This window comes from Arachnia propionica (assembly GCF_003859805.1).
Lineage (GTDB): Bacteria > Actinomycetota > Actinomycetes > Propionibacteriales > Propionibacteriaceae > Arachnia > Arachnia propionica_C.
Genome location: NZ_RQZG01000004.1, coordinates 202753 through 221907, shown reverse-complemented (window position 1 = coordinate 221907; position 19155 = coordinate 202753). Strand labels below are relative to the sequence as shown.

Genomic DNA, 19155 nt, shown 5'->3' with positions numbered 1-19155 from the left:
CCGCAGTCCGCACCGTCTCCACATTCATCTTCGACGACTTCACCGGAAACGCCTCCGGCAACACCAACCCATCCCCCGACAGCGGCTGCTCGCTCATGACCCTTCTCCTGCCTGCTGTGCCAGCTGCTCGAAGTAGCTGAAATCACCGGTGTCCGCGGCACGCACCATCTCCGTCTGCACCGCCGCCGCCATGCTCTCGTTGCCCTCCGCACAGGAACGCGCGGCAAAGGCCACCCCGTTCGCTCCCGCAGCGACCGAGGAGGTGATCGTCTGCAGCACCTCCTTGTTGTCCTCGAACAGCCCGCTCAAGGCCGTCGCGACATCCCCGCGCATGTCACCGGCGGACTCCAGCCCGGTGAAGATCGACGTGAAGTCGCCCTCCTCCAAGGCACCGTTGAGAGCCATCTGCTCGGTCTCGACGCTGGTCAGCAGGCCCTCCAGCCCAGCCGGATCAATTCTCCAGGAAGTCATCTCAAATCCTCTCCTCAATCTGACCGCCGACCTCTGCGGCAATCGCATCTGCAAGAGCGCGTCCGGCCTCAAACGCACCGAAGGGAACGGTCATCTCGGTCCACAGCCCAAAACTCCGCGGCGGTGACACCAGCGCCGGAGCCGCCTCGTCCGCCACGCGGATCACCTTGGGGGCGTGCACCGTCAGCAGGTGCTTCTCGTCGGCTCCGATCAGAGTGCTGATCTCACCGCCCCTGAACTCAAGGATCTGGCCCTCACCCTCGGTGCGCAGCAGAGCGCGACGCTGTGCCTCCATGCTCACCGGGACATCACTCAACAACACGAGCTCCGTGGCCATGGCCTCATCCTCCCCCGAAGGAGCGCAGCTCCTCGAACTCGGTGGCCAGCAGTGCGGCCAGACGTTCCTGGTCCAAGTCGTGCCCAAAACTCACGAACTGTCGCCACAGCTCATCGGCAGTACTGAACCGCACCAGCACACTCGGGGCCCGGGTGAGCCCCACCGGCTCCACGTCGTAGCGCGAGGCCAGGTCCGCGACGTCGATCCCCAGGCTTCGCGCCGCCGCGGGGCCGATCAGCACCGCTGCCGGGGCATCCGCATGTCGTCGCTCCGCCATCTGGCCGAACGACCCGGTCCGCTCAGCCACCTGACAGTACGAGATCAGCGCGACATTGACCTTCCAGCGCTCGGCCAACCCCGTCAATGTGCTGGTCAGTGCTGGATGCGCCCCGATCGGAGCCCTGGCAGGCTGCCCGGCGGGACGCCAGTAGTCACCCACCGGCACCAATCCCCGGGTGTGCTCCAACACCCCGCCACGGGTACGCGCAAGCGTCACATTCACCGGCCCACCCGCTGCGCTGCGCCCGAAATGACGCTCGGAGGCAGGCATCTGGGTACGCATCGAAGCCGTGAGCGCCGCCGGTTCCCACGGCTGGGCCAACGGCTCACAGGTGTCCCACCGCGCCATCGGCCCGCCACCAAGGCCGACAACCATGTGCTCGGCCACCGTCCCGGCGGTGGTCCGCTCCGTGGCCTCGGCGCGGGTGAAGACATCGAAGAAGAAGGCTCCCTGCGCGGCAGAGGTCACATTGTTGAACGACGGGAGGAGCGGCTCGCCCCGATACACCGGTCCCCACAGCTCGGAGATCGCATGAATCCGGACGCCGGTCCTCCCGTCGTAGACCTTCCCATCAAGATCCCGCACCGCCCAGTAGCCACCCGCCAGCCGCAGCTCATCCACCACGAACCAGCTCAGATGCGCCGTCGCCGAGGTCAACAGAACCGGTTTCAACTGGCTCTTGCGAGCCTCCAGCAGAAAACTGCGAATCGGCGCCGAGAGCGTCACCCGCTCCGTGAAGCACGCCAGCAGCAGGTAGTCATCGGCCCACTCGTCGGCCAAGGGGTGCAGGACCTTCATGCTCAGCAGTACCCCACATCCGCCGGGTTCGCCTCTGTCACCCGAGAGGTCACGACGTGGCGGTCACACCCCAGGTTCACCATGGTTCACGTCACCTCTGCTCCAAGTAGCGCTCGGTATCAGCGTAGGAAGGGCTGAGGATCACGAGAATCACAGAGGCACCACCGCTGGTCAGTCGCACCCGGCAGCTGTTCTCCAGATCCCATTGCACCTGCTGGGACGTTTTCTGCTTCTTCGTCCTCGGTTTTCCCCAGAGCTCAGAAAGCTTGGCAGAAACCTCCGCCAGCACGTCGTTGATGAAGACGCCACGCTGAGCGGAGTCCTCACCCACGTAGTCAGTGATGCTGAAATCGATGGTTGCCACACCTTTCTCAGCATGTCCAACGACGATCGAGACATGGGAGGGCTTCAGACCGTAGGGCACGTGGAAGAAACCCTCACCATCCTGGGTCCAGCCCAGCTCACGGCAGCACTCGAACGCCTCCTCCTCGGTGAGAGGCCACGAACGATTGACCCAGAAGTCCGCGATACGGACAACCTCATCAGCAGGGATCGACTTCATGGCAACACATCACTCCTTCTCTGATGGTGGGGGCAGCTCCGGAAGTTCTGGCTTGTGGTCAAGGGTGAACTTGTAGATGTCCACCGTACCGTCAGGGCGGGCCCTGACCACGTAGTAGTTGATCTCGACGGTTCCGTTCTCGATCGCTTCCTTGAGCGCCTGCCCCTTGGCTCCGGAGCTGTCGATGAGATCCGAGAGTGCCTGGGCGAACCTGGGATCCTCTCGCATGAGCTTGTCCAGGTAGCCAGCCGTGCCCTGCTGGTGCGGCACCCCGTCAACCTTCGAGGAACCAAGCCGGGAGTTGTCCCACTTGTCCTCATAGATGTTGATGGTCTGGGTGTCGAGATCCACTCCGACATCATCCAGGCGATGAGCACCGGGTTGCGAGTCACCCTTGAACAAGGACGTCTCCTGACGGGCGTCGATCACCGCTTCGCCCGCGCGCTCTCCCAGCTTTTCCGAGGCCTTCTTGAGATCAGCCGAGGATTGTTTCTCAGCAACAAAGGCCTCCTTGAACTCCTTGCCCTGGGCAGGAGTGATCCCACCCTCGGATTCCTTCTTCTGAACAGTTGTCTCAAGGCCCTTCTCCTTGACCTCCTTCAGGTCCTCCGGGGTGATGCCCATTTCATCGACGAGCTGGTCAAGTGTTGCCTTGTCCCCCATGTGCTTCTCCCGCAGAGCGTTGCGCTCCGCAAGATCTTCCCCATAGGTGACCCCGTCCTCGTTGGCACGATGCAGTGAGTCATCAAGTCCCTCGGGGTTCTCCACATGGGTGTGCTCCGCCTTGACAAGGTCTGCGGGCTCAGCAGGGTTCGGGTCAGGGGCGAAACCGCCTGTCTTGTACTGCAAGTTGCCGGCTCTGTCCCGGAAGGTGTTCTCCCAGTCAGGGTCACCCGCTTCGTGGTAGTACCCGTCCTCGCCCAGCCTCCAGTCACGGTCTCCCTCTGGAACCGGACGAGTGGTCTGGCTCCCTGTCTCAGCAGCTGGCCCGTCCGTGGCTTTCGCCTCGACGTCAGGGAGGTGACCATCACCTATGTCAGGGGTCACCGGGTCACCTGCATCCGGTGCCTTCCTGGGCTCGCCCACTGGTGGTTCCGGATCCCAGGTATCTATGCCACCCCTACCGTCGATGTCATGCCGATGGTCTGGCTCCATGTCAGGCAGCCACGGCCGCGATGTGTCGGATGGTGTGGTCGTCCCGGCCCCACTTCTGCTCCCCACAGTCTTCGGAGCGTTCTCACCCACCGGTTCTGGCATCTGGGGAGCAGTGGTCTCAGGGGTCCTCGTCCCGACCGGCTCTGGGGCGTTCTCACCCACCGGTTCCGGCGCCTGGGGAGCAGTGGTCTCAGGGGTCCTCGTCCCGACCGGCTCTGGGGCGTTCTCACCCACCGGTTCCGGCGCCTGGGGAGCAGAGGTCTCAGGGGTCCTCGTCCCGACCGGCTCTGGGGCGTTCGCACCCACCGGTTCCGGCATCTGGGGAGCAGAGGTCTCAGGGGTCCTCGTCCCGACCGGCTCTGGGGCGTTCGCACCCACCGGTTCCGGCATCTGGGGGGCCGATGGCTCAGGAGCCGTCGTCCTGACCGGTTCCGGAGCCTTCGGTCCGGTGATCTCGGGCGATGCACCGGCCCCAGCATCCTTCGTGCCGATGCTCTCAGCTGCTCCACCGACCTTCGGCTGTCCTTCACCGGCGACATTGACCACGGTCGGTTCAGCCGCCCTGGTGGCCTGCGCGGTTGCCTCTGCAGCAGGAGCGCCAGCCATCGCGGGCACCTTCTCCGGAGCAGCGTTTCCAATCCGGGTCTCCAGATCCGGCATCCGCGAGGGGGTGCCCACACCGGAATTCGGCGGGGTCGCGGAGGACACGTCGACGGGGTCCGGGGCCGGGTTGCTCGGCCCCTGCGGGGCACCGGAGCCAGATCCTCCCGGATCCCTGGGAGGCAGGTTGGTGTCCATGACCTCGTCAGGGAGCACGTTGTCCGGCTTGGTCGGGGGTTTCGACGGTGTGGCGTCCGCCGCCCCTGGAAGATCACCCAGATCGGGAGCTGTACCCCCAGAGCCGCCCCCACCCTTGGCGGGTGGCGTGGGTGCATCGTCGAGCCCCAAGGAACCGGAGACGGGAGTGTGGGGTGCAGCCGCTGCTGCGGCTCCAGCGGGAGTGGGAAGGGGCTTCCCGAAGTGCGCGGTCACCCCCTTCAACCCGGTCCGGACTCCGTTGATCCCCATTCCGGTCACTGTGGTGACGCCCTTGACTGCCCATCCGCCACCAGGAACCATGAAATCGGCAGCCAGCATCGCCGCTCGGCCCGCCCGGGAGGCGATGACAGCCGCGCGTGAGCCACCCGCCACTGCTGCGCGCGTCCCTCCTGCTGCGGCTCCGCTTGGACTGGGAATCAGCAAGGTCGCGATGTTGAGTTGCGCCTCAGTCTTGGCAGCGATCGGATCTTCCTTGTGAAGGTGCCAGCCATCCCCACCATTTTTCGCAGCCATGTAGTCATACCCAACAAAGCTGGCGACCGCAGTATTGGTGACATCAAGACGCTCTTGCGCCCAAGCAGCAGTCTCATCGTTCCCCGAGTTTCTGAGGATGACCTGAGGAACTACTCCAGAGAACATCGTAGACACCACGACGTTACCAAATCCCCACCAAGCTTGCCCTAGAGGGACAGAACCGAAACCCAGCAACGATGCCGAGGCATCCCAGTTGTTGTAGAAAAAGTTCCACAGACCTGTGCCATATGAACGCCATGCATCACCGGCCGTTTGCGACCCGAAGCCAGACAGCACAAGCGCATCAGCAATGCCACCAACCGGATTACCAGGAAAACTAAGATAAGATGCAGTGTCAACAGCCTCCTCGGTACAGGTCCGATCCTTTTTCACTGGGGAACCCCAAGGCAGCATCTCAGGGTGAGCCATGACAGCATCCGCGGAAACAGGGACAACTTGTTCAGGCGTTGACTGAGTGTACAACCCATTGATGCTGTTGGCGCAGTTCGACGAAGCTGTGGTCAGCGATTCATAAACATTTGCATAGCGCCTGAGCAACTCCGTGTTGCGCTTGATCGCTCCTTTGTCTTCCTTCCATGGTTTCCCGTCGTACCCGGCCAACGCTTCCTCGCGGAACGCAGCGGCGTCCTTCTCCAAGGTCTCCAACGTCGTCTTGATGGGCTTCAGTTCGGTGGCGTAGGTCTCGATGGCGTCAGCTGCCTTGTCCAGGGTGTTCTTCAGACTCTCCGACGAGGTGGCGGCCGAGTCCATCATCGTGTAGACCTGAGCGGATTCAGGGGACACGTAGACCGCGGGCAACCCGTTCCAGTGGGTCACGATGTTGTCCATGTGGGTGTCCACGTCCTTGCCCATCGAGCGCAGATCCGATGCAGCAGTGTTGACGTTGTCGACGTTGATGGTGGAGGACTGGACCGGGAAGGCCGACGGCATCACCAAGCCGTCCTCGGATTGCGGCTGATCACTCATGAGACACCTTCTTCCTGTTGAGCCAGCTGTTCGAAGTATGTGAAGTCACCGGTGTCAGCAGCGTTCATCATCTCGGCCTCCACCGAGGTCGCCATGTCCTCATTGCCCTGCATGTAGGCCCTCGACGCATAGGTGGTACCGACGATCCCGGCAGTCACCGAGGAACAGATCGTCTTCAACGCCTCTTTGTTGTCCTCGAACAGACCACTAAGGGCTGTGAAAACGTCACCCCTGATGTCCCCTGCAGACTGCAAATTGGTATAGATCGTCTCGAAGTCGCTGTCCTCCAGCGCACCATACAGCAGGTCCTTCTCAGTCTCCGCATTGGTCAACAGGGTCTGAAGCCCCGATGGTTCGATACTCCATGCTGTCATCGTCAAATCCTTTCCTTGAGCTCACCACCGACCTCAGCGGCGATCTCCTCCGCAAGAGCGCGTCCAGCGGCGAGCACTCCGAACGGCACCGTGATCTCGGTCCAGAGCCTGAAGTGTTGTGGTGGTGCGACAATCGCCTTGGCCACCTCTTCCGGACGCTGGACCAGCCTGGTGGCGTGGACGGTCAGCAGGTGATTGTCATCAGCTCCCAACAGGCTGGTGAACTCACCACCCCTGAACTCGATCAGACGCCCGTCCCCCTGTGCTCGAAGCAGTGCGTTCTGCATCACCTCCATGCTGACGGGGACCTCACTCAGCAACACCAGTTCCGTCGCCATGATGGGTCACTCCTTTCCGCTGGATGCGGACATCCCCAGCAACCCGGCCAGTCGTTCCTGGTCCAGGTCACGACAGAAGTTGATGGCCTGGAACCAGAGGTCATCAGGTCCACTGAACCGGACCAGCACACTCGGTATCTTCCGCGGACCGGCAAGCTCCACATCATGCCGCTGCTCCAACTCCCGGACATCGAGCTTCAGGGTGCGGGCGGCGATCGGCCCGATCAACAGCGCAGCCGGGGCATCCATGTGCCGTCGCTCCGGCAGCTGCCCCAAGGAGCCGTCCCGCTCGGTCACCTGGCAATAGGTGATCAGCGCGACGTTCACCCTGAAGCGTTCCGCAAGCCCCAGCAGGGCGCTGGTCAGCGCCGGGTGCGAACCAACCGGGGCCCGCGCCGACAACCCGGTTGGCCGACCGTAGGTGCCCACCGGGACTATCCCCCTGGTGTGCTCCAGCAACCCGTGCCGGGTCCGCGCCATCGTGATGCTCACCGGCACGTCCATGTCGCTACGCGCGAAATGATGCTCAGTGGCGGGCATCTGGAGCCGCAGATGTTCGGTCAGGTCATCCCGTGACCACGGCCTGGCCAGTGGCTCACAGGTGTCCCAACGCACCAGCCTGCCTCCCCCCAGCTCTGCCACCATGTGCTCAGCGACACCACCGGCCCGGGTCTCGATGGCTGCCTCCTCGCGGGTGAACACATCGAAGAGGAAGGCTCCCGGCCCCGAGGAGCAGACCCCGTCATAGGCGGGCAACCCGGGATCACTGTTCGGTTGTGGTGACCACAGTTCGCGGAAGGACCGGATACGTCGTCCGGTCCCCCCGTCGAACACGCGGCCTTGATCGTCCTGCACCGCCCAGCAACCTCCCGAGACCCGCAGCTCATCCATCACCGTCCACGCCAGATGCGCCGTGGAACTCGTCAAGAGCACCGGTGTGCACTGGCTGGATCGAGCCTCGATCAGGAAACCCCGAATGGCAGCGGTCAGCACCACCCGCTCACTCGATGTCGTGAGCAGCAGATAGTCGTCGGCCCACTCATCGGCCAAGGGGTGCAGGACCTTCATGGTCAGGTCGGGATGTGGGACCTGGCGGTGGAACCGGCGCGCACCGCGATGTCGTCGTTGTCCGACAGCGACTGACGCATCAAGGAGATGGTCTGCCGCACCTCATGGCCGGAGTCGTTCCACTGCCTCTCCAGATGGGCGTACTCCTCCGAGACCCCATCAGCCTGGTATTCCGCCATCGCCCTCTTCACATCCGCATCACGACGGTCCAGCGCCGCCTCCAACTGGGTGGCGACGGTCTCGAAGTTTGCCTGGGCGGCCTGAGATGCCGCGACGTTGTAGTCGTTGCGATCCAACTGATTTCCCATGCTTCAAATTCCTTCCTAGATCACCAACAGGTCAGGGCCGGGTTCAGCGGGGGCCGATGCGGTTCAGGAGCTCGGCGGAGCTGAAGTCGGCGGAGCCTTCAGCTGCCTGGTGCGCTGCAGCACCCTCCTCAGCAGCGGTCACGAACGCGTTGTTCTGTCCTATGACGGACCCGAGGAGACCGAAGGCAGCACTGGTCAGAGCGGCAGCGATGTCATCCGTGTTGGCCTTGAACTTGTCGACGGCCGCACGCGCCGGCCCGTTCATCTGGCCCTCCAAGGGCTCGGCTGCTTCAGCCAACCGCTTCACGAGCACGCCCAGGTCCTCGGCCTCCACCTGAGTGCGCTGGCCCAGCTGAACCAGAGTCCCTTCTTCCATTGAAAATTTCATGTCCACGTCCTTTCCGGTCGACATCCATGTGCCTTGAGGATTCCCGGCGCTGTTCACCGGGCAGCCCCCACCCTAGGTGAGTGATGGTTCACCCGCAGCCCCTCCCGACCACGTTGACCGCAGCGGCATGATTCACTGTGGTTGGCAGAAAGGAGGTTCACCTTGGCACAGGACAAGGCACTCGTCGACGTCCCGGCCCCCGCGTGGCTGGCCCTGACATCCCTCGTGATCGACCTCACGGCCCTAGTCGGAGCAGGTTACGCGACCCGCTGGCTCACCATCGAGGTCCAGCTTCCCGACACCTTGTCGTGGATCCTGACCGCAGTTGTTGTCACTGTGACTTTCATTCTGCAAGTTTGGCCAAGAAGACGACAAGGGAGCAGCCTCGGGCACGTTGTCCTCGGTTTACGCGCCATTGATCCGCACACCCAACTGCCCGGGCGTCGGCCAGGACTCCGTGCGGTTCGGATCCGACGGGGAACGGACCCACTGCACCTGTCACCCCGCCCCGTCATCCTCGACTGGGAGCGCCCCGAACCCGTGCCGACCTCACCTCCGAAGCTGGTCGGCACCTTGGACGACGGTTCCATCTTCCAGCTTCCGCTGCCCTGCGTCATCGGACGCTTCCCCAAGGCATCGGACGCCTTCACCAAGGTGGCCGTCACCGACATCCGACGCAGCATCTCCCGCACCCACCTCGCGATGTGGCTCGACGGTGGTCAGCTCATCGTCCAGGATCTCGGCAGCCGCAGCGGCAGTGCCCACCTCACCCCCACCGCTGAGGTACCCATCACCCCGCACGAACCCTTCCGGCTCCCCCTGCCCACCGACCACCCGACGACACTCCGCCTGGGCGCACGCACACTCGACATCGAGGCGATCCCCAGCCACACGGGAGCAGCATGAACGAGTACGACCGCACACTCATCGAGACCACGAAATCCCACCGGGAACGTCTCACCTCCGCCTTCATCCACGGCCGCCTGCAGGAACGCCACAAGGTCAACAGCAACGTCAACCGACTCCTCGGCTCCTTCATCCTCGCCGCCGTGATCGGGATGGCCTGCCTCGGTACCGGATTCGTCCTCGGTCTGCTCCAACGTCAGAAGCAGACCCAGGCGATCACCGCCTTCATGCAGGCGATGAGCTCCAACCCCATCAAACCCGGCGACGGCTGGGTCGAGGTGGAGGACACCGTGCTGCTCCACAACCCGGAAACCGGCATCTACATCGATTCGCGCACCGGTTTCCACGTCGACCCCGAGACGATGCTCGCCACCGACCCGCAGGGTCGGACCATCGATGTGCGCCTCGGCTGGTACTTCGACCCCGAGACGGGCTACTACACCGACCCCGCCTCGGGGCTCAGGATCGACCCGGAAACCCTCCAAGTCGTCGAGGAGAAGTGACGTGGGATACACACGAGTCACCGTGCTGGGCAACACCCACAAGGCCGATCTGGTCCTGCCCGATGACGAGCCGCTCGGCACGCTGCTGCCCCAGCTGCTGCAGCTGCTCCAGGAGAACGTCCCCGGTGGGCAGGAACTCGCCCTCAGCACCCTTTCCGGCGACCGCCTCGACCTCGGGACCTCGATGTCGGAGCAGGACGTCGCCCACGGGGCGATGCTGCGGCTCACCGCCATCGACGAGGCCCCCCACGCCCCCGAGGTGACCGATGTCACCGACGCCGTGGCGCTGACCCGCGACGACCTGCGTGACCGCTGGACCCCCCGGGCCGCCGCAACGGTCAGCGCCGTCGCAGCCGGCATCCTCAGCTTCATCATCTGTGGTCTGACCCTGCCTCCCAGGATCACCGATGACCTGCTGGAGGGCCGCTACCAGCTGATCGGCATCGTGGTGCTGCTCGGTGGGGCGGTGTTCCTGGCCCGCCGCGATCAGCCACTGCCCGCCCTCGTGTTCTCCGGGGCCACCCTGGGTGCGATGCTGCCGCTGCTCCAGGCCACCGGGAAGCTGTCCCCGCAGGCCATGATCCTCGTCGCAGCTGCCATCGGCTGGCTGCTCCTCGGGGCGGTGCTGGGGTGGGGCATGCGACGACGATCCGCCCTCATCGCCGCCATTGTCGGGATCGTCGTCGCCGCGGTCTTCGTCACGGCCTCCCTCCTGCGATGGGACCCGCTCATCCTGGCGGTGAGCACCGTGCTGGCCGGGCTGCTCACCCTGGGTCTGCTCCCCGGCCTGGCCCTGTCCTTCTCGGGCCTGACGCGCTACGACGACCAGTCAGTCCAGGGGGAACACCCTCAGCGTGGCCAGGTGCAGCGGGCCATCCTGGAAGGATTCGCCACGCTGACCTGGACGATCATCGCGGTGGCCCTGCCGATGCTGCTGGCCCTGCTGATCCTGGTGGGCACCGGTGAGCAGTGGGCGATGGTGATGGCGACCGTCGCCGGGGTCATCGTCCTCCTGCGGGCCCGCATCCTGCCCCTGACCCCCCAGAAGGTGGCACTGTTCATCACCGGTGCCGCACCGCTGCTCTCCGTGCTGCTGAACCATCCCGATCTCACCTCGATGCAGCGGGCTGCGGTGCTCGGTGGTGTCGTCGCGATCCTGCTGGCGCTCTCCCTGACCCGGCCGAGTGCCGTGGTGGCGGCCAAGCTCCGTCGCGCCGCGGAGATCCTCGAACTGCTGCTGATGATCGCCGTCATCCCGCTGGCCCTGGCCGCCCTCGGGATCTTCGCCGATCTGTTGGAGGTCTTCCGATGAGTCCGGCCTGGCTCCGTGCAGCCGCCAGCGGCCGCGCCCGGGAGTTGACGGTGCTCGCGGAACAGATGGGGACACCGCTGCCGGTACGTCGCCGGATCAGCTTCGTCTCCGTCACGGACGGCTGCGGTGCCACCACGGTGACGACGGAGATCGCCCGCATGTTCTCCCTGCACCGCACCGACCGCATCCTGCTCGTCACCCGGGCCGATGCCGACAGTCCCCGCTACCGTTGGAGCGGCACCGTGAAACGGCTGGGCGGCAACCGCACGGAGGACCCGCTCAGGACGTGGACGGAGTCCACCCGTGGCCACCAGCTCACCCACGACATGACCCTCACCGACTGGGGCTCGGCACCGCTGTCACACATGCGGGCCATCGCCTCCCACAGCCATGCACTGTGTCTGGTCACCCCGGCCGTACGACGGCTCATCCAGTCCACCCTCGACGTCGGCGCCGAGCTGGCGAAACAGCAGGCCGTTCGGCTCGCCGTCGTCGATGTCAAGGGAGAGGTCGGGCCGAGCATCCGCCAGCTGGTGGGCAACCTGCCCCTGCCCGCGACACTGCTGCGTCACGATCCCCGGCTGGCCCGCGGCGAGGCGACCCCACCGAAACTCCGTGAGCCTGACGCGTTGGGACTGTACCGGCTGGCGGTCGGACTGATCCAGGACCTGAGCCGGGGCTACAAGGAGCGAGCCGTATGAGTGAGACCCGAACCCCCGAGACGACACTGCCGGTCAGGCGGCTGCACCGCCCGACCCGTACCAGCACACCGTTGCCGGATCCGGACCCCATCGAGGTCACACCGCCACCGACACTCTCCTCCAACGTCGCCACCACCCCCTTCCAGTTCCTGCTGCCCGTCGTCGGGGCGCTGACCTCCGTGACGATGATGGTGGTGATGCGCAACGGCCAGCCACTGTTCATGCTGCTCGCCGGCGTGGTCTTCGTCGTCGCGCTGGTCAGCGGGGTCGGTTTCGCCATCTCGAGCCAGGGCCGTGAGGCCAAGAAGCTGCGGCTGCAACGTACCCGCTACCTCGACTACCTGGAACGTCTGCGACTCGACGTCAGGGAACGTGCCGAGACCACCCGACTCGCCGCCGAGACCCTCCACCCCACGCCGGAGGGACTCATCACCTTCATCCACGACCCGGAACGGCTGTGGGAACGACGACGAGGTGACAGCGACCACCTCCAGGCCCGCATCGGTGTGGCACGCACCCCGTGGTTCACATTCAGGTTGCCCTCGGCAGGCTCCCCCATCGAACCGGCGGACCCCATCCTGGAGAAGGAGGCGAAACTCGTCGCCGACACCTACAGCAGCATCGAGGGGATGCCGGCCCTGCTCCGGTTGAAGGACGCCGCCGTCGTCGCGATCATCGGGCCGCGGGAACGCACCGTTCCCCTGGCCAGGGGCATCATCCTCAACCTCGCGACCCACCAGATCCCGGAGGACCTGGACCTGGCGCTCGCCTTCCCGCGGGACCACGCCGCTGACTGGCGCGGCTTCGACCTGCTGCCCCACGTCCACAACCCGGACCTGTTCGACGGCCCCGTGCCCGCCCGGCGCGTCGCCCCGACGCTGGCCGACCTCAGCGAGATCCTCAGCAGTGAGATGGTGGACCGCTCCGCCAAGGCCACTGCGGCCAGACGCCGAGGGGTCAGCGCCGATGAACTTTCCCGCATGGTGGTGGTGGCCGATGAGCACGGTCAGGCCGCCGGTGCCCTGCGTCGCCCCGACCAGACCCTGCAGACCCGCGACCTCGGCATCACGGTGATCCACCTCCTCGATGACCGTCTGGACGAGCCCGACGACGTCGACGTCCGCATCGATCTGCGGGAGGAGGCCACCCTCACCGAGGAGGCCCGCAGCAACGATCCCACCACCATCACCTTCACCCCTGAGGAGACCACGGGCTGGGTGTTCGAGGCCGTGGCCCGCACCCTGGCAGCCAGGCGCACCTTCACCGCCCTGCACCAGGAGATCGTGGAGGGTCACCAGGCCGACATCTCCGAGATGCTGGGACTGGACCTGACCCGTCCCATCCGTGTGGAGGACCTGTGGACGCCACGCACCCCGGCTGATTTCCTGCGGGTCGCCTTCGGGGTGGACGACGCCGGACGGCTGATCCACCTGGACCTGAAGGAGAGCGCCCAGCAGGGCATGGGACCTCACGGCATCTGCATCGGGGCCACCGGCTCCGGCAAGTCCGAGATGCTGCGGACCCTGATCCTGTCGCTCGCGGTCGCCCACTCCCCCGAGGACCTGTCGATGATCCTCGTCGACTACAAGGGTGGCGCGGCCTTCGCCCCGTTCCAGCCCCTGCCCCACCTGGCCGGGCTCATCGACAACCTCGCCGACGACCCACAGCTCACCGTCCGCGCGCGGGCCTCGCTGCAGGGTGAGGTGGTGCGGCGACAGCAGCAACTGAAGGATGCCGACTCCTCACCGTCGATCACCCACTACCGTGAACTGCGCCGGAGCCAACCCGACCTCCCTCCGATGCCGCACCTGTTCGTGGTCATCGACGAGTTCGGTGAGCTGCTCACGGCCGAACCCGACTTCATCGACCTGTTCCTGCAGATCGGCCGTATCGGACGTTCCATCGGGGTTCACCTGCTGCTGTCCAGCCAGCGCATCGAGGGCGGGAAACTACGTGGCCTCGACACCTATCTGTCGTACCGGTTGGGGCTTCGCACCTTCAGCGAGTCGGAGTCGCAGGTGGTGCTGAGCACCGCCGACGCCTTCCACCTGCCCCCACAACCCGGCTACGGCTACCTCAAGGTGGACACCTCCGTCTACCAACGTTTCCGTGCCGGCTACGTCTCGGGTCCGATGCCCTCGGGCGTGCGTCGTGAGGTGACCCAGATGGGTCCACAGGCCCACAGACTGCCGATCTACAACGGCATCGACACCGACCAGCACAACCCCGAGGTGCCGGTGCTGCACCGTCCCGACACGAACCGCACCCTCGTCGACGAGGTCGTCTCGGCACTGCGCTCCGAGGACACCGCGGTCAGGCCGGTCTGGCTGCCGCCCCTGTCCTCCCGGCTCACCCTGGGGCGGGTGCTGGATGAGGCGAACACCGACCCGTTGCGGGTCATCGTCGGCCTGGAGGACGACCCCTCCCACCAGCGCCAGAAACCGTGGGTGCTGGACCTGACCAGCAGTGGCGGCCATGTCGCCATCGTCGGCAGCCCGCAGAGCGGACGCACGACGCTGCTGCGCACCATCGCGGCATCCCTGGCCCTGACCTCCACGCCGCGTGAGGTCACCGTCTACGGTCTGGACCTGTCCGGTGGCGGCCTGCGCCGGATCGAGGGGTTCCCTCATGTCGGTGGTGTCGCCACCCGTGGCGACTCGGACCGGATCCGTCGGCTCCTCGAGGAACTGACCGTGATGGTCCAGGCGCGCGAGCAGCTGTTCAAGAGTCACGGCATCGACTCGATGTCCCACCTGCGCACCATGCATGCCCAAGGACAGCTGCCCCAGTTGACGAGCGCGGACATCGTGCTGCTCGTCGACGGCTACGGGTTGCTCCGCAGTGACTTCGACTCCTTGGACGAGGCCTTCAACCGATTGATGCTGCAGGCCTCCAGCTACGGCCTCCACCTGGTGTTGACGATGGGGCGTTGGGGTGACCTGCGGATGGCCCACCAGAACCTGTTCGGCACCCGGGTGGAGTTCCGGCTGAACGATCCGAGTGATTCGAACATCGACCGGAAACTCGCGGCGACCATTCCCAACGACACCCCGGGCCGGGTGCTCACCGACAACAAGACGCTCGCCCAGGTCGCGTTGCCGTCGCTGGAGGGAGCCGAGGGTGCCGATCAGGGCGAGGCCCTCGACGAGCTGGTCCGGCAGGTCTCCGAGTCCTGGTCCGGTCCGTCGGCGGCTCCGATCCGGCTGCTGCCCAACCACATCGATCCGAGTTCGCTCCCCGACCCCATCCTGGAGCCGACCGCCGTCCCCCTCGGTATCCGGCAGGACACGATGGGCAATGCGCTGTGGGACTTCTCCGACGCCGATCAGCACCTGCTCGTCCTGGGCGATGCGAAGTGCGGGAAGTCCACCACCTTGCGCACCATCGCGCAGGGTCTGGTGGCCCGGTTCACCCCGGAGGAGCTGGCCATCGCCGTCATCGATCCCCGAGGGCACGTGCCGGACAGCATCCCGGAGGACTACCTGGCTGCCCACGCCCGGTCGCTCCAGCAGGCCAGTGGGCTGGCCGCCTCCATCGCCAGCGAGCTGGAGCAACGGCCGTCGCGCAGCCCTGAGGAGCAGCTCCGTTCCCCTCGGGTCGTGGTGCTGGTGGATGACCACGACATCGTCTCGGCTGGTGGCACCGAACCACTCGCCGCGTTGCTGCCCCATCTGCCTGCGGCCCGGGACCTGCGGCTCCATCTGGTGGTCGCCCGTCCGGTGGCCGGTTCCTCCCGCGCCATGTACAGCCCGTTCCTGCAGGCGGTACGTGACACCGGAGGTGCTGTGTTGCTGATGTCCGGGGACCGCACCGAGGGACAGATCCTGCCCCGGGTGACACCGGAACGGCTCCAGCCCGGCCGCGGCCGCTACATCCGACGCGGCGAGACACCTCACATCATCCAAATAGCCGACACGAAACGCTTCACTGGTTCCTCCTGACCACTTCCGCGTGACCCCTGCAGATGTTTTACTGAAGCCTCGCAACGACGAGAGGACACAGTCATGCAGCTGGTGGGATCGGCCTTCTGTTGTGAGGTCCCCGACGGGTGGCGTGAGGTCAGGGAACCCGGCTGTGTCATCGCCGTCGCGCCCGCGTCGTCGTTGGGCTTCACACCGAACGTGGTGTTACGGGAATCCGTGGTCGAACCACGCCCCGACGCGCTGGCCGCGATCAGTCAGGCCAACCTCCGCTCAACCACGGACCATCCCGGTACTCTGGTGATCCAGGTCGAGGCCCTCCACCTGCATGGGGTCGAGCACCGCCGTACCTGGCTGCTCTCCCCCGTCACCCCGGAGGAACTCCACGGCAACATCCTCTGCCTGCTCAGCATCCAGGACCTCACGATCACCGACGGTGTGATCGCCGAGCTGACCCTCACCCTGCCCCTGGTCACCTGGAGCCCGGGCGACCACCACCAGATGATCCTCGACACCCTCCAGGCCCTCCCACCCGCGGAGCAGCAGACCCCACCGACCACCGCCACCATCCCCGAGGTCACCCTCGATGAGTGGGCCACCACCCGCGACGGCGCCCCCCGCGAGGACCTCACCGTGGTGAGCCCACCCGAGCTGGTCCTCCAGGCCGACCCCTTGGTCCTCAGCCACGACGCCACCCACACCTTCTTCACCCACGCCGCCCAGCGGATCTTCACCCCCGTCACCGGAGCGGTCAAGGACGAGCTCACCACTGCCGGACTCCTCGAACCAGACGGCTCCCCCAGCCCAGCCGGGTACTGGTACATCGACCATCTCCTCAGCGGCACCGGCTGGACCATCACCGCCGCCACCCCACGATCCCGCGAGTTCCGATTCTGGATCACCGACTCCACCACCATCTTCACCACCCCCAACCCGGACCAGGACGACACCACCCTGCTGGCCTACTGCCCGACCAACGACCTGTTCCGCATCCTCCTCGCCTGGACCAACACCACCCCGGCATGGCCGCTGGATGTGCAACTCGAGTTGAGCCCGGAACAACTGCAGGACAAGCTTGAGCGCGATCAGGTCACCTTCACCCCCAGTGGTGACGCAGCCGAGTTCGCGAACCAGCCCTGGACCCTGCTGTCCCTGACAGACAGCAGCTCAAGGACCGCTTTGAACTGGATCCACACCCCAACACGAGGCCAAGCCACCACGTGGTACGAACCCACGCTACGCAACACCAGTGACCTGCTCACCATCCACCGCCCCAGCGATGGCACGTTCTGGCTGTCGCTGACCAAGATCATCACCGAGAACAACTGAGGAGACTCGATGACCTACCACAAGGTGAACGCCCCGACCTGCCTCCAGATCTTCACCAAGGTGGATCAGGAGAACCAGAACGCGAAGAACTCCCACACCAGCGTCTCGAACGACATCGACACCTTGGGCTCGGCCTGCACCGGGAAGAGCGCCAAACTCGCCTCGTCGTTGAACGCCGTCTACAACCGCGTCCTCACCACAGCGATGACCGGCTCCGAACAGCAGGTCAGCAGCGCTGTCGCCGGCGGCAGACAGGCCGTGGCCGCGATCCAACGAGCCGATGCCGAGATGGCCGCCACGACAGAAAACGCCGAACGCCAGGCCAACAACGTCGACGAAGTACGCATCACAGATGGGAAGAAAGCATGAAGATCGACACCAGCGAACTCGAGAACTGGCCTGACCCGGAGACCATCTTCAACTCCGCCTCCAGCCTGATGGCCCGCGGCGCCGAGTTCCACACCAACATCGAGGGCGCCCACAGCACCTGGAAAGGACTCGCAGCCGGGGACAACTACGTCACCCCACACAGCGACCTCCTCTATTCATCCCTGGACCCCGCCCTCACCACGGCCCAACACGCCATGAACGGCTGCATCAGCGTCAAGACGGCCATGACCCTGTTCTCCGACCAGATCAGCACCCTCAAAACAGAACGCGACACCCTCAAGACAGAAGCCGACACCTACAACGCCAAAGTACCCCCTGAGGATGCCGCCGAGCACGCCAAGTACGAGCTTGAGGGAACAGAACTCGAGCGAAAGATCAACGAGCTCGTGAACAAATACGAGACAGCGATCAACAACTGCGCCAACCAACTGTCCTCAGTCGGGGATGACGGCCTCCCCGAGGAAGGAGCCCCAGCCTGGCAGGGCCTGGCCGGTGACACAATCATCGCCGCCATCGCAGCTTCAGCAGAAAGCTACAAGTTCAACATCGAACACGTCGTCAAACGATTCTACGTACGCATCTTCGGCGTGGAGTTTGATTTCAAGTACAGTAGCTCTTACCATCGCACCAACTTCTGGGACTGGAAATCATGGAAACCTCAACCAAACCAAGGAGGCAGTTTCCTGAGTCGCTTCTCAGCAAGTATGCGCGAGACCTTCCTCGGACCACCCAAAGGAAGCTGGGGACCCACGACTGTCACCAAACCCCATGGCATGAGACCCGTCAAGTGGTACAACCCCGTCACATGGTTCGGCAAAGGCACAGAACACACCTCACGCACCTACACCGGAGTCACGGGAGTCGGCAGAGCAGCCGGGAGGGGCCTCTCGTCCTCGGCGTCGGACTCACCTACGCCAGCGAGCACGAGAAGATGGACAAACGCTTCCGCGAGCAGCACCCCGAACTCACAGCCGACGAACGCCAGAGCCGAGTCGTCGAGACCGCCGCGGTACGAACCGGATCACAAGTACTCGCTTCAGCTGCGGCAGGAGCCGCGATCGGCTCACTCCTTCCCGTCGGCGGAACAGCAGTCGGCCTCGCCATCGGCTTCGGAGTCGGCCTGGCCATGTCATGGGACTCTGACGGCGACGGCAAGAGCGTCGGCGACAACATCGCCGATGTGGGAGAATCTGCTTGGAATTTCGGAAAGAAGCTCTTCGGAGGATGACAGACAGCATCACCCTCTTGGAGGGACTCACGACCGAAACTACCGTACTTTTCATCGCTCTCGGTCTCATCGGATTCGTCTGCCTACGGGTCGGCTGGGTGGCCTACACCGAACGCACACCACGGTTCGTCCTCCACTACACCGGCTGGTCCTGCCCACCCTTGGCCATGCTCTACGGCGGAATCGCCATGCTGATCATGGGTGGCCTTGGCCCCGTCACCAAGCTGGAGAGATTGCAAGCCACCATCCCCGATCCCATCCTGGGAATCATCGGCCTGACCTGGACGTTCAGCGGCGTCACTTTCCTTCTCGGATTCTTCTTCTGGTTCCCGCCCTTCTTGGTTCCACCCTGGTACCGACGAGCCCGCAAAGCAGGAATCGACCGACACGACCCCAACGCCATGGGTGCCTTCAAAGCCCTTCCCTTGGACCAGCAGAGAGCAGCAGCTCGAAGGGGTGCCTGACCTC

Annotated in this window: 19 protein-coding genes; 9 read left to right on the top strand and 10 right to left on the bottom strand. The window is 64.9% G+C overall.

Going from position 1 to position 19155, the window contains the following annotated elements:
- Positions 1 to 93 precede the first annotated feature (93 nt).
- The 10 genes from EII34_RS05400 to EII34_RS05355 form a co-directional block, all read right to left on the bottom strand.
- The gene (locus tag EII34_RS05400) at positions 94 to 471 is read right to left on the bottom strand and encodes a DUF6507 family protein (RefSeq protein ID WP_124843706.1); all 378 of its coding nucleotides are present in this window, start codon (positions 469 to 471) and stop codon (positions 94 to 96) included.
- A gap of 1 nt (position 472) precedes the next feature.
- A complete protein-coding gene (locus EII34_RS05395) occupies positions 473 to 808 on the bottom strand; it encodes a hypothetical protein (RefSeq protein ID WP_124843704.1) in 336 nt (111 codons plus the stop codon).
- 4 nt (positions 809 to 812) lie between these two features.
- Positions 813 to 1886: a DUF6177 family protein gene (locus EII34_RS05390; protein ID WP_124843702.1), complete on the bottom strand. Its 1074-nt coding sequence runs from the start codon at positions 1884 to 1886 to the stop codon at positions 813 to 815.
- 91 nt (positions 1887 to 1977) lie between these two features.
- Positions 1978 to 2448, bottom strand: a complete 471-nt coding sequence (locus EII34_RS05385) for a DUF6301 family protein (RefSeq protein ID WP_124843700.1) — start codon at positions 2446 to 2448, stop codon at positions 1978 to 1980.
- Between the two features lie 9 nt (positions 2449 to 2457).
- A complete protein-coding gene (locus EII34_RS05380; protein ID WP_185711190.1) occupies positions 2458 to 5886 on the bottom strand; it encodes a hypothetical protein in 3429 nt (1142 codons plus the stop codon).
- Positions 5887 to 5918: 32 nt separating this feature from the next.
- Entirely contained in the window at positions 5919 to 6296 is a 378-nt protein-coding gene (locus EII34_RS05375; RefSeq protein ID WP_124843696.1) for a DUF6507 family protein, read from the bottom strand.
- 2 nt (positions 6297 to 6298) lie between these two features.
- Positions 6299 to 6634 carry a hypothetical protein gene (locus EII34_RS05370; protein WP_124843694.1) on the bottom strand — a complete coding sequence of 112 codons (336 nt, stop codon included), beginning with the start codon at positions 6632 to 6634 and terminating at the stop codon, positions 6299 to 6301.
- 6 nt (positions 6635 to 6640) lie between these two features.
- Positions 6641 to 7702: a DUF6177 family protein gene (locus tag EII34_RS05365; protein ID WP_124843692.1), complete on the bottom strand. Its 1062-nt coding sequence runs from the start codon at positions 7700 to 7702 to the stop codon at positions 6641 to 6643.
- A 2-nt stretch (positions 7703 to 7704) separates the two neighbouring features.
- Complete coding sequence (locus EII34_RS05360) at positions 7705 to 8010, bottom strand: hypothetical protein (protein ID WP_124843690.1); 306 nt, start codon at positions 8008 to 8010, stop codon at positions 7705 to 7707.
- A gap of 43 nt (positions 8011 to 8053) precedes the next feature.
- Complete coding sequence (locus EII34_RS05355) at positions 8054 to 8455, bottom strand: hypothetical protein (protein ID WP_185711189.1); 402 nt, start codon at positions 8453 to 8455, stop codon at positions 8054 to 8056.
- Positions 8456 to 8560: 105 nt separating this feature from the next.
- Between EII34_RS05355 and EII34_RS05350 the strand changes: the two genes are divergently transcribed.
- The 9 genes from EII34_RS05350 (at position 8561) to EII34_RS05310 (ending at position 19151) form a co-directional block, all read left to right on the top strand.
- Positions 8561 to 9304 (top strand): RDD family protein, encoded by a 744-nt coding sequence (locus tag EII34_RS05350; RefSeq protein ID WP_185711188.1) that lies wholly within the window; start codon positions 8561 to 8563, stop codon positions 9302 to 9304.
- On the top strand, positions 9301 to 9807 hold the full coding sequence (locus EII34_RS05345; RefSeq protein WP_124843684.1) for a hypothetical protein: 507 nt from the start codon (positions 9301 to 9303) through the stop codon (positions 9805 to 9807). Before EII34_RS05350 ends, EII34_RS05345 begins: the two co-directional genes overlap by 4 nt.
- Position 9808: 1 nt before the next feature.
- Positions 9809 to 11119, top strand: a complete 1311-nt coding sequence (gene eccD, locus EII34_RS05340; RefSeq protein ID WP_185711187.1) for a type VII secretion integral membrane protein EccD — start codon at positions 9809 to 9811, stop codon at positions 11117 to 11119.
- The gene (locus tag EII34_RS05335; protein WP_124843680.1) at positions 11116 to 11820 is read left to right on the top strand and encodes a hypothetical protein; all 705 of its coding nucleotides are present in this window, start codon (positions 11116 to 11118) and stop codon (positions 11818 to 11820) included. The genes eccD and EII34_RS05335 overlap by 4 nt, the downstream gene beginning before the upstream one ends.
- On the top strand, positions 11817 to 15761 hold the full coding sequence (eccCa, locus tag EII34_RS05330; RefSeq protein ID WP_124843678.1) for a type VII secretion protein EccCa: 3945 nt from the start codon (positions 11817 to 11819) through the stop codon (positions 15759 to 15761). Before EII34_RS05335 ends, eccCa begins: the two co-directional genes overlap by 4 nt.
- A 63-nt stretch (positions 15762 to 15824) precedes the next feature.
- Positions 15825 to 17069 (top strand): hypothetical protein, encoded by a 1245-nt coding sequence (locus EII34_RS05325; RefSeq protein ID WP_124843676.1) that lies wholly within the window; start codon positions 15825 to 15827, stop codon positions 17067 to 17069.
- A 9-nt stretch (positions 17070 to 17078) separates the two neighbouring features.
- Complete coding sequence (locus EII34_RS05320; protein ID WP_260425057.1) at positions 17079 to 17438, top strand: hypothetical protein; 360 nt, start codon at positions 17079 to 17081, stop codon at positions 17436 to 17438.
- Between the two features lie 952 nt (positions 17439 to 18390).
- Positions 18391 to 18687, top strand: a complete 297-nt coding sequence (locus tag EII34_RS05315; RefSeq protein WP_124843674.1) for a hypothetical protein — start codon at positions 18391 to 18393, stop codon at positions 18685 to 18687.
- Complete coding sequence (locus tag EII34_RS05310) at positions 18684 to 19151, top strand: hypothetical protein (RefSeq protein WP_124843672.1); 468 nt, start codon at positions 18684 to 18686, stop codon at positions 19149 to 19151. Before EII34_RS05315 ends, EII34_RS05310 begins: the two co-directional genes overlap by 4 nt.
- Positions 19152 to 19155 lie beyond the last annotated feature (4 nt).